This window comes from Corynebacterium sp. H130 (assembly GCF_037572395.1).
Lineage (GTDB): Bacteria > Actinomycetota > Actinomycetes > Mycobacteriales > Mycobacteriaceae > Corynebacterium.
Genome location: NZ_JBBHLA010000001.1, coordinates 406,469 through 422,168 on the forward strand (window position 1 = coordinate 406,469; position 15,700 = coordinate 422,168).

General features: G+C 55.5%; 13 protein-coding genes. 6 read left to right on the forward strand and 7 right to left on the reverse strand.

Annotated features, from left to right (window positions below):
• Window positions 1–119 precede the first annotated feature (119 nt).
• Window positions 120–1,295 carry a sensor histidine kinase gene (locus WG939_RS01975; protein WP_339981893.1) on the forward strand — a complete coding sequence of 392 codons (1,176 nt, stop codon included), beginning with the start codon at window positions 120–122 and terminating at the stop codon, window positions 1,293–1,295.
• Window positions 1,277–1,906, forward strand: coding sequence for a response regulator transcription factor (locus WG939_RS01980; protein WP_339981895.1), 630 nt, complete (start codon window positions 1,277–1,279; stop codon window positions 1,904–1,906). Before WG939_RS01975 ends, WG939_RS01980 begins: the two co-directional genes overlap by 19 nt.
• Before the next feature lie 49 nt (window positions 1,907–1,955).
• On the opposite strand, the gene rpsP is transcribed toward WG939_RS01980, so the two are convergent.
• The gene (gene rpsP, locus WG939_RS01985; protein WP_339981897.1) at window positions 1,956–2,474 is read right to left on the reverse strand and encodes a 30S ribosomal protein S16; all 519 of its coding nucleotides are present in this window, start codon (window positions 2,472–2,474) and stop codon (window positions 1,956–1,958) included.
• Window positions 2,475–2,720: 246 nt separating this feature from the next.
• On the opposite strand from rpsP, the gene WG939_RS01990 reads away from it, so the two are divergent.
• Both WG939_RS01990 and WG939_RS01995 read left to right on the forward strand, forming a co-directional pair.
• Complete coding sequence (locus WG939_RS01990; RefSeq protein ID WP_339981899.1) at window positions 2,721–3,932, forward strand: sensor histidine kinase; 1,212 nt, start codon at window positions 2,721–2,723, stop codon at window positions 3,930–3,932.
• 90 nt (window positions 3,933–4,022) lie between these two features.
• Window positions 4,023–5,240 (forward strand): hypothetical protein, encoded by a 1,218-nt coding sequence (locus WG939_RS01995; RefSeq protein ID WP_339981900.1) that lies wholly within the window; start codon window positions 4,023–4,025, stop codon window positions 5,238–5,240.
• Between the two features lie 264 nt (window positions 5,241–5,504).
• Here WG939_RS01995 and WG939_RS02000 read toward each other — a convergent pair whose 3' ends face one another.
• On the reverse strand, window positions 5,505–6,479 hold the full coding sequence (locus WG939_RS02000) for a YhgE/Pip domain-containing protein (RefSeq protein WP_339981901.1): 975 nt from the start codon (window positions 6,477–6,479) through the stop codon (window positions 5,505–5,507).
• Between the two features lie 102 nt (window positions 6,480–6,581).
• Between WG939_RS02000 and WG939_RS02005 the strand changes: the two genes are divergently transcribed.
• Complete coding sequence (locus WG939_RS02005; RefSeq protein ID WP_339981902.1) at window positions 6,582–7,148, forward strand: TetR/AcrR family transcriptional regulator; 567 nt, start codon at window positions 6,582–6,584, stop codon at window positions 7,146–7,148.
• Between the two features lie 23 nt (window positions 7,149–7,171).
• On the opposite strand, the gene ffh is transcribed toward WG939_RS02005, so the two are convergent.
• From ffh to WG939_RS02025, 4 genes are all read right to left on the reverse strand, one after another.
• Window positions 7,172–8,770 carry a signal recognition particle protein gene (gene ffh, locus WG939_RS02010; RefSeq protein WP_339981903.1) on the reverse strand — a complete coding sequence of 533 codons (1,599 nt, stop codon included), beginning with the start codon at window positions 8,768–8,770 and terminating at the stop codon, window positions 7,172–7,174.
• A 184-nt stretch (window positions 8,771–8,954) separates the two neighbouring features.
• On the reverse strand, window positions 8,955–9,206 hold the full coding sequence (locus WG939_RS02015; RefSeq protein ID WP_339981904.1) for a P-II family nitrogen regulator: 252 nt from the start codon (window positions 9,204–9,206) through the stop codon (window positions 8,955–8,957).
• 99 nt (window positions 9,207–9,305) lie between these two features.
• A complete protein-coding gene (gene ftsY, locus WG939_RS02020; protein WP_445227849.1) occupies window positions 9,306–10,925 on the reverse strand; it encodes a signal recognition particle-docking protein FtsY in 1,620 nt (539 codons plus the stop codon).
• Between the two features lie 40 nt (window positions 10,926–10,965).
• Window positions 10,966–11,826, reverse strand: coding sequence for a cation diffusion facilitator family transporter (locus WG939_RS02025; RefSeq protein WP_339981906.1), 861 nt, complete (start codon window positions 11,824–11,826; stop codon window positions 10,966–10,968).
• Between the two features lie 133 nt (window positions 11,827–11,959).
• Between WG939_RS02025 and WG939_RS02030 the strand changes: the two genes are divergently transcribed.
• Window positions 11,960–12,352, forward strand: a complete 393-nt coding sequence (locus WG939_RS02030) for an ArsR/SmtB family transcription factor (protein WP_339981907.1) — start codon at window positions 11,960–11,962, stop codon at window positions 12,350–12,352.
• Here WG939_RS02030 and WG939_RS02035 read toward each other — a convergent pair whose 3' ends face one another.
• Complete coding sequence (locus tag WG939_RS02035; protein WP_339981909.1) at window positions 12,353–15,679, reverse strand: hypothetical protein; 3,327 nt, start codon at window positions 15,677–15,679, stop codon at window positions 12,353–12,355.
• Window positions 15,680–15,700: the final 21 nt, after the last annotated feature.

Genomic DNA, 15,700 nt, shown 5'->3' on the forward strand with positions numbered 1-15,700 from the left:
ACTTTTAGACCAGGAACAACATGTAGGCAGTTGTTGGACTATTCAGCCTTTGGAATGACATGCCTGGAGATAAGAATGAGCGATAATAAATTGGAGCCCCTTTAATACTTGCACCAAAGGTGAAGCCATTGATTGTTCGAAAACTCAGTGCCGTGTTCACTTATCTGCTTTTGGGCTTAATCAACAACACCATCTGGGGTAATGGGGCCTTAGTCGGCGTTGATCCGAACTACTTCACTCCTAAAGAACGGGTGATCATCGGGTCATTTATCATCTACCACGCCATAGTTGGACTCTTGTGCATAGTAGTTTCCGTGATCCTTACTTTTCGAGAGCCCAACTTTGAAAAACGCAAGCTAAAAACGTTCATTTTGATGTTCTTCGCGTCGACCACTCCCCTAGGAGTGCCAGTCGCATATTTCCATATCAGCGACATATTTCTGGCGTATTTTGCACACAGAAGAAAGCTGCTAGAAAACCTGATCCCTTGCGTCATTTTCGGCTTTCTGGGGATTTTGGGGGATCCGCTAGTCCTCATCGGGGAACGCAACTACTTCAACAATCCGAATTTCTATTTGAATCTGATTCTGCCTTTCGTCATTGCCTTCTTCTTGGCCCACTTCCGTCGCGGAATCCGGCTGGACGCACAGAATGCGAAACTAAATGCTGAACTGATTGAGCAACGAGCACACCAGGCGAAGATGGAAGAGCGACTCCGTATTTCGCGTGACATGCACGACTCCCTCTCCCACCGCCTGAGCCTCATTTCACTCCATTCCGGCGCTTTGGATTTTCGGACCAATTTGCGGCCGGAGGAGCGCCATCAGCTGCTGCAATCAATTAACCAGCAGGCCAATCTCGCCACTGAAGACTTGAGAGAATTGCTAAGCACGTTGCGCGAAAACCCTTATGAGACCGATCCGCGCTTCACGATCACGGATCTTGTTGAGGAGGCCCGCGCTGCTGGCCAGAGCATCACTCTTGAGGTCGACGGCCTGGATATCCGCGACCTCGCTGCGCTACCGCTTACTTCCCGACACACCATCAATCGTTTCGTCCAAGAGGCCCTAACCAATGCGAGAAAGCACGCTCCTGGCGAGCAAGTTACCCTGCGCGTAACAAAAGACAACGACCTCATCCTCAGCGCCTCCAATCCGGGCTCTCGCTCAGGTGAAGGCACCGGCCAAGGGCTGATTGGAATCAATGAACGCGCTGCGCTGTGTGGCGGCAGAGTCAGCGTGTCCGACCACCCGTTTACTATCAGAATGGAACTTCCATGGAACCCATCCGCGTAGCAATCGTCGACGATGAAGCACTTGTCCGCTCGGGCCTGCGCATGATTGTCGAGGGCTCGCCAAACATCGTGTGTGTCGGCGAGGGCCAGAACGGGCGCGACGCCATTCAACTTGCGCCATCATGCGACGTGTTGCTGCTGGACATCCGCATGCCGCTCGTCGACGGCATCCAGGCCCTACAGCAGATTGTGCAGCTTATCGACGCCCCTAAAGTCATCATGCTTACGGCCTTCGACACGGACCAGAACATCCTGACAACGATGAAGTACGGTGCGGTCGGGTTCCTGTTGAAGACCACTCCCCCTCGGCAGCTGGTCGCAGCAGTTCAGGCTGCAGCGGCTGGGCAGACTATCGTCACTGGTTCCGTCATGTCCAAACTTGTGGAGAAGGCCGGCAAGAAGCCGGCCAACCCGTTGTTCGCGATGCTCAGCGACCGTGAAAAGGAAATCGCGGGCTTGGTCGCAAAAGGCCTCACCAACGATGAGATTGCCAAGCAGCTGTTTGTTTCTCTTTCTACAGTGAAGACCCACATCGCCCGGATCATGGACAAGCTGGGGTGCGATAACCGCGTGAAGATCGCAATCATCGCATTGGAAGCGCAGCAGGCATAGAAAAAGACCGCATCTTTCGCAAGATGCGGTCTTTAACTTCTAGCAGGATTTACTCTGCAGCAGCTTCTTCGGTAGCAGCTTCTTCGGCGAGCTCAGCGTCAGCTTCCTTCTCAGCCTCTTCTGCAGCAGCCTTCTCAGCGGCAGCCTTTTCAGCAGCAGCCTTAGCCTCTGCCTCTTCCTTAGCCTTGCGCTTCTTCTCGGTGATTGCCTCAGCGGTTGGGGCGTCAGCAGCCTCGGCGAGAGCCTGGTTGAACAGGTCGAGCTTGGATGGCTTAGGCTCTGCAACCTTCAGGGTGCCCTCGGCACCTGGAAGGCCCTTGAACTTCTGCCAGTCACCGGTGACCTTCAGCAGAGCGAGAACTGCCTCGGTTGGCTGTGCGCCAACGGAGAGCCAGTACTGAGCGCGCTCAGAGTCGATCTTGATGACAGATGGCTCAGCCTTTGGCTCGTAGATACCAATGTTCTCGATGACCTTGCCGTCGCGCTTGGTGCGGGAGTCAGCGATAACAACGCGGTAGTGAGGCGTACGGATCTTGCCCATACGCTGCAGCTTGAACTTAACAGCCATGTGTATTCCTTCTAGTCACTGGGCAGTACAGACACTCCACCTTGTGTGAAGCCGGTTCAACCCTTCATTTGGTCTGCGTGTGACGTCTCCGTTCGGCCAGGGCCGGGGGCGGAAATTACGCAGGACTTGAATAGTGTAGACCACTTGGGAAGCAGATCCAAAATAGATGTTCACTTGGTTCAGCAACACTCGGGCATGCCACTATATTTAGTGATGACTTATTGATCACCAAACGTGCGAGCAACAGTGACCCTTTCAAACATCAAAGCAGAAATCCTCAAATCAAGTTGGGCTAAGCCTGCTCTCTATTGCCTGGCTGTGGGCGGAGTGCTCCTGTACTCGACCTTCGTTACGAATTACAAGCCGATCGCCTCTAAAAACCAATATGTTAACCGCCCTCTGCCGGAAGATTTCATTCAACCAGACTTACTAGCCCTCCACGCACTCTTATCCATAGGTTGTTATGCACTATTTCTCATAGCTCTAAATCGCAAAAGCAAGGATTTAGGCGCCTACTTCATTTCTACGATTTGCTTGCTGTTGGCACCATCAAATGTAGTCACACTCCCAATTGGCTGTTATTTACTTATTGCCTCAATCCAATGGGGATTCAGATATTTTGCAATTTTTTATTCCTTAGTAATTTCCTTAACATTCGCACACCTAGCACCGCTACCGAAGCAGGTGCCTGCTTTGATTTCAGGCGACGAAACTAGCATTCAAGAGAAGATAATCATCCTAACCACGCTCATTGCCGCCGGGATATTGTTCAAGAAATGGAGCGAGTACCGCCTTCAAACCGAAACCAAGGCAAACGAAAATCGGGAACTACTATATTCTCGCACCAATTCAAAACGGTCAGACGATCGATTGTTTCTCGCGCGAGAAGTTCACGACACCATTTCCCATCGATTGAGCTTAATCAGCATTTACAGTGGCGTCTTGGAATATTGTCAAGATTTGACCGAAGCACAGCGAAGCCAACAACTTTCATTGGTGGAGATGGAAACAAAGAAGGCACTCGAAGAAATCGACATGCTACTCTCCACTCTTGAGCAAAGTGATACAGCGTGTCTTACAGCAAGCACATTGCAGGAATTAATAAACAGGGGTCAATCCAGCGGGTTGGAAGTTGAAGCGGTAATCGCGGCTGGAAATACAGAAGCTCTAGAAAATATTCCTTCGCAAATAGGACAATCCGCCTATAGCTTCGTACGGGAAGCAATCACAAATGCCCTTAAACACGCTGCTGATAAGAAAATCCTTCTGACAATCGAGTTGAACGAAAAAGAACTCTGTTTGACAACAACAAACGAATCGGATGCCCCCATCGACAATCGAGGCAAGGGTTTGTTGGGCTTACAGGAACGAGCTGAAGCCGCAGGCGGGCGGTTTGAAGTTACAACCAGCCCCTTCACGGCTTCAATGAGGCTTCCCCTACCGCCCGAAGGCGTATGAGTCTCCGCCTTTGAGATTAGTCCTGAATTCTCAACGCTTTGAAACACCGTGAGAACCAATACCCAATGAGATCAGCCAAGGACTGACAGTATGAGCAATTACATCTTTAACTTAGTTCGCCAAAATTTCCACTATGTGCTGTGGTTTTTACTTGTCCTCTATGGAATTCTCTTTGCTGTCACTACTACCCGCATTGAACTTTTCGAAAAACCAAAAATCGACCCTCAGCTAATCACCGACGCGAGGAAATACTACTATATTTTATTTCATTCCACGCTTGGGACATTTTCTCAAATTCTTTGCCTTCGATTTCTTTATTTACGGCGAAGGAATATCGACGCCCCACTCACTGGATGGCTAGCAACAGCCCTCGGAATGCTCGGGCTTTCTGGAGTGCCTACCACTCTATACCTACTAAGTCTTCGGATGAGCGATACTTTCAAAAAGGGTCTCTTTTTAATTTCAGCCTATTTCATTTTCCATTTAACGAAGATCATATTGCCCGGCCATTTCGACCCCGACTTTGGTGTAAACACTTTTTCCAAGGGAGCTGCAGTTGACCGAATTTCAAGATTGATGGTCTTGACTTGCACGCTCATTTTGATCACGTACGCTACTGGTCTGGTTATCCGATATTTCCGAAAACGACATCTCTCCATTGTTAAATTTGCGACACTAAACGACAGCGATATTGAACGTTACGCCAACGACGTAAAGACAGCTGAGAGGCTCCACATCATTCAAGGACTGAACAGTTCCGTAATGAACAGATTGGAGGTTATTGCAGCTTATGCGGGACAAATGGACGTCCCCAATGATCGAGATGGAACAACGCAAAATCGTCGACATCAAATGGTGCAAGAGGAGGCACGGAAAGCCTCGGATGAATTGAGGAAACTACTCGACATCCTGAGAGAAAAGGACGCTACTGGGTTTGAAGTCACCTCTCACGAGTCCTATCCCTTCAACCAGTCAATCGAGTATCAGCTGAACAACTTCGATATTTCCGTCCTCAAAAATGTGAGTGCTGCTCATCGCAAGATCTTTCTCAATTTGTTCAAGGAGCTACCCGAATTTCACAATCCCAAAGTTAAGACCATCGAGATCATCAGCGCCGAGCATCTACTGTTGCGAGCTGAATTTGCGTATCCACTGGAGGCGAAACAGCGCCTTCAGATCCGAGAAATCGCGGCAAACGATCAAGACATCCTCGGCTGTCACCGTTGGTCGAAGATCGTCACATTGACGCTTCCATGGGGCAAAAGCACAAACGAATTCTCGGAGACATCGTCATCATCGAGGCTCTAATTTCGGACGAATGGCAGAATGAACCGATGGAAATTCAAATGAAAGAGAGCTAAACTGCCCCGCTTTGTTTCTGCGAAAGCCACGGGCTTTGCAGTTCGCCTTGTTGGCACTGACACTAAACTGGAGACCAGCACGCTTGCAATGGGAAAGAGTCATTCTTCGATTTCGACAGATAGAGAGCTGCCCCGCCGTTTTCATGATTCAAATGGACACCCCAAAGACAAAGAGTGTGGCCCGTCTGGATCTCCCTCTGTCCCTCAGTTCTTAAATTGCCTCGCCCGGCTTGGGCCGACGGGCAGCCCCGATAGCCATCATCGAAGTGCCGACACTTGCAACAACCACAAGCAACCAGAATGGGCTCGTAATGACCCCTGATCCTTGGTACAGGATTTCACGGCCGGACTCCGCAATCATCCGAACCGGATTCCATGGATAGACCCATTCGCGCCAGAAGATCGGCAAAAATTCTCGAGGCATGGACATGAAACCCATACCTGTGATCAAGACCAGGGCCGGAATTGCCATTCCCCCTTTGCCGAATAAATTCACAGCGCCGACAGTCAGTGAGCCAACCACGAAGCTGGCAAAGATGAGAAAGCTGAAGACCGTAGCGTACGGCACGCTTACTGGGGAAAGAAGCGAGTACACCAGTATGCCCATCAGCCCAACAGTGACATTCATGCCAATCAACGCAGCGAACTGGGCACCGATCTTTCGAGCAGCAATCGACCGAGCGAGCAGCAGTCCGCCGATCATCGACGGAATAAAGGTAAGCAATACGAATAGAGCAGGAAGGAAGCTGGCTGCCAAACCGAGATTCGACGGCACCTCATTCTTGTGGGTCACGTTGATCGTGGGACCATCTGCAGGTGCTTTTGCCAGTGCGGCATCCAGCAGTTGCGAGACCATCGGATGCTTACCTTGATTGACCTCAACATTGATCTGAGGCTTTTCCTTTTTCGCCGCAGTCGCCGTGAAGTTTTCTGGAATCGTGTAAACGGCGTATGCCCCGTCAATGTCATCGGTGACCTGCAACATCGGATTCTGCTGCAGCCCTTCAATAACCTTCTCCGACACCTTCATCTGCCCAGCAGGAGTGGTGATGGCCTGATCATTGTTCACCACGGCGACGGGAATGTTGCCTGGCTTCATCAGAATCATTGGCGCAAAGAGACAGCTGAAGACAGTGATGATTAGCGCCGCAATCACTGCGGGCTTTAGGAGCTTCTGGGGATTCATTTCCCAACCTCTCTAGATACGGTTCGTTTCCTATTTGCTACACTAACCTACGCACCCAAGAAACGCAACGTATCTTATTCTTGCCCAGCTAGGATGGGAATTATGAAACAAACGCGCCGCACTGGCGAAGAACTACTCGATGCCATCGCAGAAGCAGTCCGCTCTGAACTTGCCGAGCACGGCGTCGCAGGCGTGACTTACGAAGGAGTCGCGCGTAGAGCCCAAACCAGTAAACCCGTGCTTTACAGGCGGTTTTCCACAAGGGCACAAATGATTTACTTTTCACTTGCAGGCCAAACCCGCGCCCGACTTAAAGCAAAAATGCATGACTCACTGCGCGAGAATCTGCTTGAGCTCTATCAAGCAATGCATGTCAACGTATCCGAACTCGGATACTCAAATGGCCTCGCATTATTTGCCGAAGCTACTCCTGAACTGCGGCAACAGATTACGGATACAACGTTTTCCCCATTACTTATTCACCTCAAGGAATGCGTTGAAATGGCCGTCGATAATGGCGAACTACCCGGTCCCCTGCCATCCGAGCGCCTGTTGAGGCTTCCGTTCGCCTGCGCAATTGCCGAGGTCGTGACGAAGGGTGAGATTACAGATGAGGCAGTGACAGATATTGTCGACAACATCGTGCTCCCTGCGTTTAGGGCAAAATAAAAGGGCCCCGAAGGGCCCAGTATTTAGTCAAACTTGAGCTTGCTCAGATCGATGTTCTCCATGCCCTTCGGCATCTTTGGCATGCCTGGCATACCCGGCATCCCTGGCATTCCGGAGCCGCCCATTTGATCCTGCATCTTCTGCAGTTCTTCCATAGAAGGCATGCCTGGCATTCCGCCGCCCATGCCTGCGCGGTTGCGGTTCTTGATTGGCTTCTTCTTGCCGTTCTTGCCCTTGCGGGTGGTGCGCTTCTTCTTGGTGGCGGAGCCACCCAGGCCGCCCATGCCCATCTGACCGGCCATCTTGCCCATCATCTTCTTGGCTTCGAAGAAGCGCTCAACGAGGTTGTTGACGTCGGAGACGGTTACGCCGGAGCCGTTGGCGATGCGCTTGCGCCTGGACGCATTCAGGATGGAAGGATCCTGGCGTTCAGCTGGGGTCATGCCTCGAATGATGGCCTGGATGCGGTCGAGCTGCTTCTCGTCCACCATGTCGGCGATCTGGGACATTTGCTTGCCGCCTGGCAGCATCTTCAAGATGTTGCCGATTGGGCCCATCTTGCGCACCATGAGCATCTGGTTGAGGAAGTCCTCGAGGGTGAGCTCGCCGGTGCCCATCTTCTGGGCGGTCTGCAGGGCTTGCTCGTGGTCGAGGGTGGCTTCGGCCTGCTCGATGAGGGTGAGCATATCGCCCATGCCGAGGATTCGGCTGGCCATGCGCTCTGGGTGGAAGATGTCGAAGTCTTCAAGCTTTTCGCCGGTGGAGGCGAACATGATTGGCTTGCCGGTGACCTCACGAATGGACAGCGCTGCACCACCGCGGGCGTCGCCGTCGAGCTTGGTCAGGACCACGCCGGTGAAGTCAACGCCGTCGCGGAAGGCCTCGGCCGTCTGGACTGCGTCCTGACCGATCATGGCGTCGATGACGAAGAGGACTTCGTCAGGATTGATGGCGTCGCGAATGTTGCGTGCCTGGGTCATCAGGGTTTCGTCGATACCGAGGCGACCTGCGGTGTCGACGATAACGAAGTCGCGCTGCTGGCGCTTGGCCTCTTCGATACCGCGACGGGCAACGTCAACTGGGTCACCGTGGGAGGTACCCATTTCGTGCTCGAGGGTGTCAATGGCGGTACCTGGATCAGGGGCGAACGTCGGCACGCCCGCACGCTCACCGACGATCTGCAGCTGCTGCACAGCGCCTGGACGCTGAAGGTCACAGGCCACCAGCATCGGGGTGTGACCCTGCTTGACCAAGTGCTTGGCGAGCTTACCTGCCAAAGTGGTCTTACCTGCACCCTGCAGACCTGCGAGCATAACGACAGTTGGAGGGTTCTTAGCCAGGTTAATGCGACGGGTCTCGCCACCGAGGATCTCAATGAGCTCCTCGTTCACAATCTTGATTACCTGCTGCGCGGGGTTCAGCGCCTCGGAAACCTCGGCACCGGCTGCACGTTCCTTGATCCGCTTAATGAAGCCACGGACCACGGTCAGGGAAACGTCGGCCTCAAGGAGAGCCAAACGGATCTCGCGTGCCGTGGCGTTAATGTCAGCTTCGGACAGCTTGCCTTTGCCCCTCAGACCGGTCAGGGCCGATTGCAGGCGGTCGGACAAAGATTCAAACACGTCTTTTGCTCCCTCTAGCTAAATACAGTTCTGCTCCATGGTAGTCGGCCAAGCGAAGCACTGGAAATGCGGGGCCTTGTGTCCTTTGGAGAGCCATTAGTTTAGGAACCCGAGTTTCGGAGAGAAACGGTGCCTGATTGCCTATGATGACTCCGAAACTCGGGTTCCTAAACTCAGCATTCACTTAAAGTGCTGCGTCCCCGCGCTCCCCTGTCCTCACTCGAATCACTTCTTCAACAGAAGTCACCCAGATCTTGCCGTCCCCCACTTTTCCGGTACGCGCTGCGGAAACAGTGGTTTCCACCATCATCATGTTCAGCACGGACTTTTGGCGGGACATGCCACCATAAAACAGCGCGAGCGCTGGCGTCATCAAGAGCACCAGCGCTGTCGAAATGAGCATCCAACTTTCGTTGGCAAAGACTTCCGTAGACATGACGGGCCTTCCTTCACAGTCTTTGGGCCCATCTATATCCCGATGAAGAAATCCTAAGCCGGGAAAAGGAAAGCTGCCGTCAATAAATTCAGGGGACGGCTAGGCCAGCAATGCGTCCACGAAGCTTTCGACCTCGAATGGCGCGAGGTGGTCGGCACCTTCGCCAAGGCCAACCAGCTTCACTGGCACACCGAGTTCTTCCTGGACCTGGAACACGATGCCGCCCTTGGCAGTGCCATCCAGCTTGGTGAGCACAACACCGGTGATATCGACGACGTCGCGGAACGTGCGGGCCTGCATCAGGCCATTTTGACCGACCGTGGCATCGAGCACGAGGAGCACTTCGTCAACCTTGGCTTTCTTCTCCACCACACGCTTGACCTTGCCCAGCTGATCCATCAGACCGACAGAGGTGTGGAGACGCCCGGCGGTATCGATGAGGACCACGTCTGCCTGCGTCTCGACGCCCTTTGCCACAGCATCGAAAGCGACCGATGCTGGATCTGCACCTTCGGCGCCACGCACGGTTTCAGCACCAACGCGTCGACCCCAGGTCTCCAGCTGATCTGCTGCTGCAGCACGGAAGGTATCGGCTGCGCCAAGCAGCACCTTGTGCCCCATCGAAACGAGCACACGAGCCAGCTTGCCCGTCGTCGTGGTCTTGCCGGTGCCGTTAACACCAACCACCAAAACCACAGCCGGCTTGCCCTCGTATGGCATTGCCTTGATGGAGCGATCCAGCTCCGGCTTGCCAACCTCAATCAGGGTTTCGCGAAGCATAGCGCGAGCCTCGTCCTCGGAGGAAACGCCACGCTCGGCGATCTTCTCGCGCAGAGACTCAACCACCTTCACGGTAGTAGCGGTACCGAGGTCAGCCATGATCAGCTGGTCTTCGATCTCTTCCCAGGCGTCCTCATCCAAGTCACCGGCGGTGAGCATGCCCAGCACGGACTGACCAAGGAAGTTGTTGGACTTGGCGAGCTTGCCACGCAGTTTGCCCAAGCGACCGGCGGCAGGCTCAATATCATCCAGTGGAGCTGGAGCTGGTTCTGGTTCGGTTGCTGGGACAGGAGTCTCTTCCAGCGCCTTCTCCGCAGCGTCAGCGGTGACCGCGGCAGCCTCCGCGGCTTCTTCCGCCTCCGCTACAACTTCCTGCTGCTCTGCCACGGGCTCTTCGACAACAGGCTTCTCCTCAACAGGCTCTTCCGCAACGGGCTCTTCCGCAACGGGCTCTTTATCAACCGGAGCAGGCTTTTCCTCAACCGGTGTTGGATCCTTTACCTCAGGCTGCGCAGAAATAGGCTGAGCAGGAGCAGGCTGAACCGGCGCAGGCCGCGGGCGGTCAATGTCATCGAGTGAAGGGATCTCTTCTAGCTTCTGAGGCTTAGTTTCTGCAGCAACCTCAGCGGCAATCGGCGTCGATGCAGCCGCTGCAGCTGCTGGTGGAACTACCGGAGTGTCCTTCGTAGAGTTGCCGAGCTCTTGGCCGTCGCGAAGCACAGGTTCTGCTTCCTTAGCGGGCGCAAAGTTGAATCCACCGGCCGGCGTGTAATTGCCGCTCTTCTCCTCCTGCGTGAGCTGCTTAGGCTCCTGCGACTTATCGAAGGAAATGGTCTTTTCCTTCTTGCGCTTATTACCCAGGACGATCACGAGAACAATGAGGGCAATCAGCACAACGACGGCTGCTGCGATAATCATTACCGGAAGAGTGATATTCATGATGTCCATATTGGCAGTAAAAACCACGTTCCTGCCACTTTTAATGGATCGGGACCACCCGCAGTTCCTCTAGACGTGGGAAGCGAGCCTTGAGCTCATGGTGCACATCTTCCTGCAGATGCTGCAACTCATGGACTGTCATGTTCTCCGGCAGGTGAGCATGAATGTCGACGATGAGTTCATGCCCGAGCCAACGTGCTTTGACTTCGTGAACGTCGACGCTTTTCGCTGCGATCGAGCTGATGTCCGCGACGGTGTGCGGGTCGATGCCGTCGAGAAGCCTGCTGAGGACGGTGCGCAATGAGGACATCAGCACGCCCACGACCATCACGCCGATGAACAAGCCGACCAGCGCGTCGAGGCGAGGCAAGCCAAACATGGCGCCAAGAGCTCCGATGATCACGGCGAGAGACGTCAAGGCATCCGTGCGGGCGTGCTGCCCCTCCGCGATGAGCGCCGCGGATCCAACCTTGCGGCCCGCCCGAATGCGATACTGCGCGACGATCTCGTTGCCCAGTGCGCCGATGATTGCGGCTGCGAGCACCCAGCCAATGTTGTCCATCGGACGGGGGTGGCGGAGGGCTTGGAAAGCATCGATGAAGATCAGTGCTGCTGAGCCCGCGATCACGAGGCCAATGAAGAGGCCCACCAAGTCCTCCGCGCGACGAAGCCCATAGGTGAAGCGTGAGGTTGGGGGCCTATTCCCAAGGCGGAATGCAATGATCAGCGGAATGGTAGTGATCAGGTGACCGAGGTTGTGGATCGTGTCTGCGAGTAGTCCCACTGAGCCGCTGATCGCCACGATGAAAATCTGCAGAACCGCTGTCGCTGCCATGCCGGCGAGGGAGATCCACGCTGCGCGCGTCGCGACCCGCGTGGCCTCCGATGAGTCGCTGATCATGTGCGAATGATCATGAGAATGTGGAGTCACAGCATGAGCCAGCTTGTGCTTCCAATCATGATGATGTTCTGTCATATACCGATTATCTGCATACTTGCGCAAGTATGCAAGTATTTTTGGTTATAGTAGGCACATGCACAAGAAAGATACTGTTCACGCCCCCGATCTCATGCACGCCAATGTGGCTGCAGAATCTTTCCGACTGCTCAGCGACCCCACCCGAATTCGGATCATTTGGCTCCTGCTGCAGGGCGAATTCAACGTCAACCAGCTGGCAGACACGCTCGACGTCACTGCGTCTGTGGTCAGCCAGCACCTGGCAAAGCTCAAGACGGCGCAGCTGGTGAACTTCCGACGCGAAGGGACGTTCGTGTACTACTCAGCCGACGACGAGCACCTGCAACTGCTGCTCAGCGAAGGCCTCTCCCACGCCGAGCACGTGACGGGCGACGTCCATGGGGACGGCGCCCACCGCTACCGCAGTGCGCTGCGCGAAAAAATCTGGCACGAAGCCCACGGGGATTAACTACATTCCCGGATACTTCACGGCCAACACCATGGCCTCGGCTGCAACCAAGTCAGCGGTCACGAGATCAGGCACAACCTCCGCCAACTCGGCCCACTCCCCTGCGGCCTTCAGCAGCAACTTCGGCTTCCCCATCAGGCCATGCGCGTGCATGCGGGCTGCCAGCGCAAACACCATCGAAGCCACAGGCACCAGTGCCCAGTGGTTCTCGCGCGCATTCGTATCCACGCCATCGAGCTTGTCAAAGCGCACACGTGCCGAGGCGTACACAGCCTTGTTGGCACCCTTCAAAGCGCGCAACGTACTCACCACAGCCTGAATGAGTTCTTCATCAATCAATGTGGTGAGCTGGGCTCGCTTGTGGAAGGCTTCCATCACCGCAAGAAGACGAGACGAATCGTCCATGAGCGCACCAGGCACAATGTCCCCCTGGGCGAAGAGGACTCCCAGCAACGCCTGCTGTTGAGCCTCATCCATCTGCGCCAGCTGCACGGTGCTGCGATCGATGCAAGCCGTGTCCAAAGTGTTGTCACGACCAGTCGAGAGCGCTTCCACCAAACGCTTGCCCGCCAGCTCCTCCAATTCCTTGACCACTGGCCGAACTGGCTGTTCAGCCTCGATGAGAGCGGGAAGCTGACCCAGCAATTCCAGCGCACCGATCCAAGGTGATCGGTGCTTCGACGCGCCATCGGAGGCAGCAAACGGACCAAGGATCAATCCGGAGGAAATGATACGACCCGGCTGCTTTTCCGCAGGCACCAGCGAACTAGACAGCGCATCCAAAGCGGCGCTCGGATTCGAACGCAGGGCCGTGAGCACGGCCTCGCGGTCGCTGTGTGGCCCCTTCCAAGACGCCAAGTAGTCCCACAGCACCGGCATCAGACGAGGATCAGTTGGAGCTTCCTCGGCCTCCCCTGCCAAGAATGCCGACAGCTCGGCGAATGCTGAGTCAGCATCCTGGTAGAAACCGTCCTGTTCTAGGCGCACCGCAGCCTCAGTAGGAGCATAAGGCGCGCGCAGAATATTGAACGGATCGTCGGAGTGGACATCGATGATCAGATCGCCAGCACCTACGAGGTCGGCGGGCAACTCAGTGGTGCGGGCCAGCGAAATCGAGCGAGCGGGCACCCACGGAGCCGCCGCAAGCCAGATCCAGGCGGCGAGCCCGTCGCCGTCGATAAGCAGCTTTGTGCCGTCGAGCTCCAGCGAAGTAAACGCAGGGGCGGTGGTGATGTCTGCGAGATTGACCGAGGCGCGCTTCTTGCTGCGTGGATCAGTCCATTCGAGTTCGAGGCGACCCCCCATCATCGTGGTGGCCGGAAGCAGTGCCTCGTAGGTGATGTCGTCTTCGGTCGTCAGCTTGACGGTTCGCACAGGCGCGCCGTGCTGGTTGCGCAGCGATACCATCGGCCTGCCGAGGTTATGGCCTGCGCGAATGCGAATTGGTCGAGTTGGATCGATGTCCGCAGCTCGGCAGGTAATGCGGGAGGTGCGCCACACAGCCGGCTTATTCACCAACGGCAATTCAAACTTAAGGCGTGGCGGTGTGAAACGCAGCGGGAGCTGGTCGCCAACTTCAGTACTGATAGCAAACGTTGCTTCAGCTGCATCCGGGGCCACAGAGATCTCTGCTGGGGTTACTTCGAAATCCTTGAAAGTAGGCTTGACCAGGAGCACTGCCTCCGACAGGCCACCGGCAGCAGGAATCCGCACCGATCGCACCAAGCCTGCGAAATCCGTTGAGGCTGCCATGCCCTCTACGATCGCGTACTCGTGACGGAAGGACTCGTTGCGTGGACCGCGCAGACGCACCAGGTATTCGCCGACCCATGGATCGTCGTAGGCCTCGGGATCGAAAATGTCGAAGCTGCCGCCTTCTGCCGGGACTTCGAGAGGTTCCTCCTGGGAGACTTCTTCCCCGCTGGCACCCGCGCCACCGAAGGAGGAAATCGACAGATACCAGGTCTCGTCTGCTCCGGACAGGGTTGGCGGGAAATCCGCAATCAGGCTCGCGCTGTGGACCTTCAGGCCGGAAAGCGTGCGGATGTTGTCGATGGCGGGTTCCGGATCGCGGAAAGTCACGCGCTGGCGCGGATTGATCGAGCGGACTGGGCGAACAGGAGACACCTGCTGACCGGCGCGCACCAACTGGATCGAATCGGCCTTGGCAGTATCGAGCACTCGGCAGATCCAGCCGTCCCAGCCCTCGATGGCAAAGGAATCTGTCTCCGGAAGTGGCTTGGAGGTGACGACATCGACGAGCTCCGCATCAGACGGCGCCACAACAGAAAGAGATGCGTAGTGCAGGGACACCTTGGCGGACATGTCATGCCCCTTCGGGCTGAACACCAAGGCCGGATCTTCCGAGTCAATGACCGGCACATTCCACGTGATGTTGTTGGTCGAATCCACCACGGTCACTTCGCGGATTGGGCGATCGAGCGTGATATCCAAAGCCTCTGAGAACGGAGAGGTGTCGCCCCAAGGACGACCGGTGCGGAAAATGCGGGTAGTGCCCTCCAAGCTCACTCGCCACACGATTTCACCGCTTTCTGGGACGCGCTGCTCAGGCAGACGCAGGCACACCTTGTGGCGCGCTGCATCGAGCACGATGCGCGGACGCAACTCGCGGGTGGCCACGCCCACTGCGTTTCGACGGCCGACGGTGCCCGCAGGGCGCTCCTTCAGCTCTTCCACTACGGAATCATTGACAAGCGGTGCCAGCGTCAGGTGGGAGCGGTCGCGATCAAGCCAGGAATGTGGGTGTTCAAGGGAAAACGCGCGGACCGCGGCGATGTCCGCGAACAGCTGCTCGTGGAAGGGACTGAGTGGGATATCCAAGACAGTCGCATCGAATTCGCCGTCCATGGCTTCCAGTACATCGGGAATCATCGCGCTGGTGACTCCCGTGTGAATCTCCAGAGCAAGCACTGGATCCTCGGAGCCCACAAACAGACCCGTCTTTTCCAAGAGCTCAAAGACTTTGCCCTCAATAACAGGGGCGAGAGACGCAGAGATGTCCAAACCTGCGCAGTATTCGGCAAAGACATTTTCGCGTTCAACCATGCGGGAAGCACGCTTGATCAGCGTGGTCGTGGTGAGCGCGGGCATGACGTCGATAAGCGCTGCCATATCGGCGCCGGCAGACAGCTGACGTCGCACGAAGGTTCCGAAGAATCGCTCAATGCGTTGCAGCTGGTCGCGGCTGAGGCCGGAGGCTGGGAAGAAGTCGATGTCGGCGAGAGTCTGGCTGAGTTCAAGCTCGGTCTGTGATGCCCATCCGAGGAGGGAATCCTGCAAATCTGCAATTGGCTGGCCGCCGCTCAATGTTCTTCCTTTCGTAAGTTA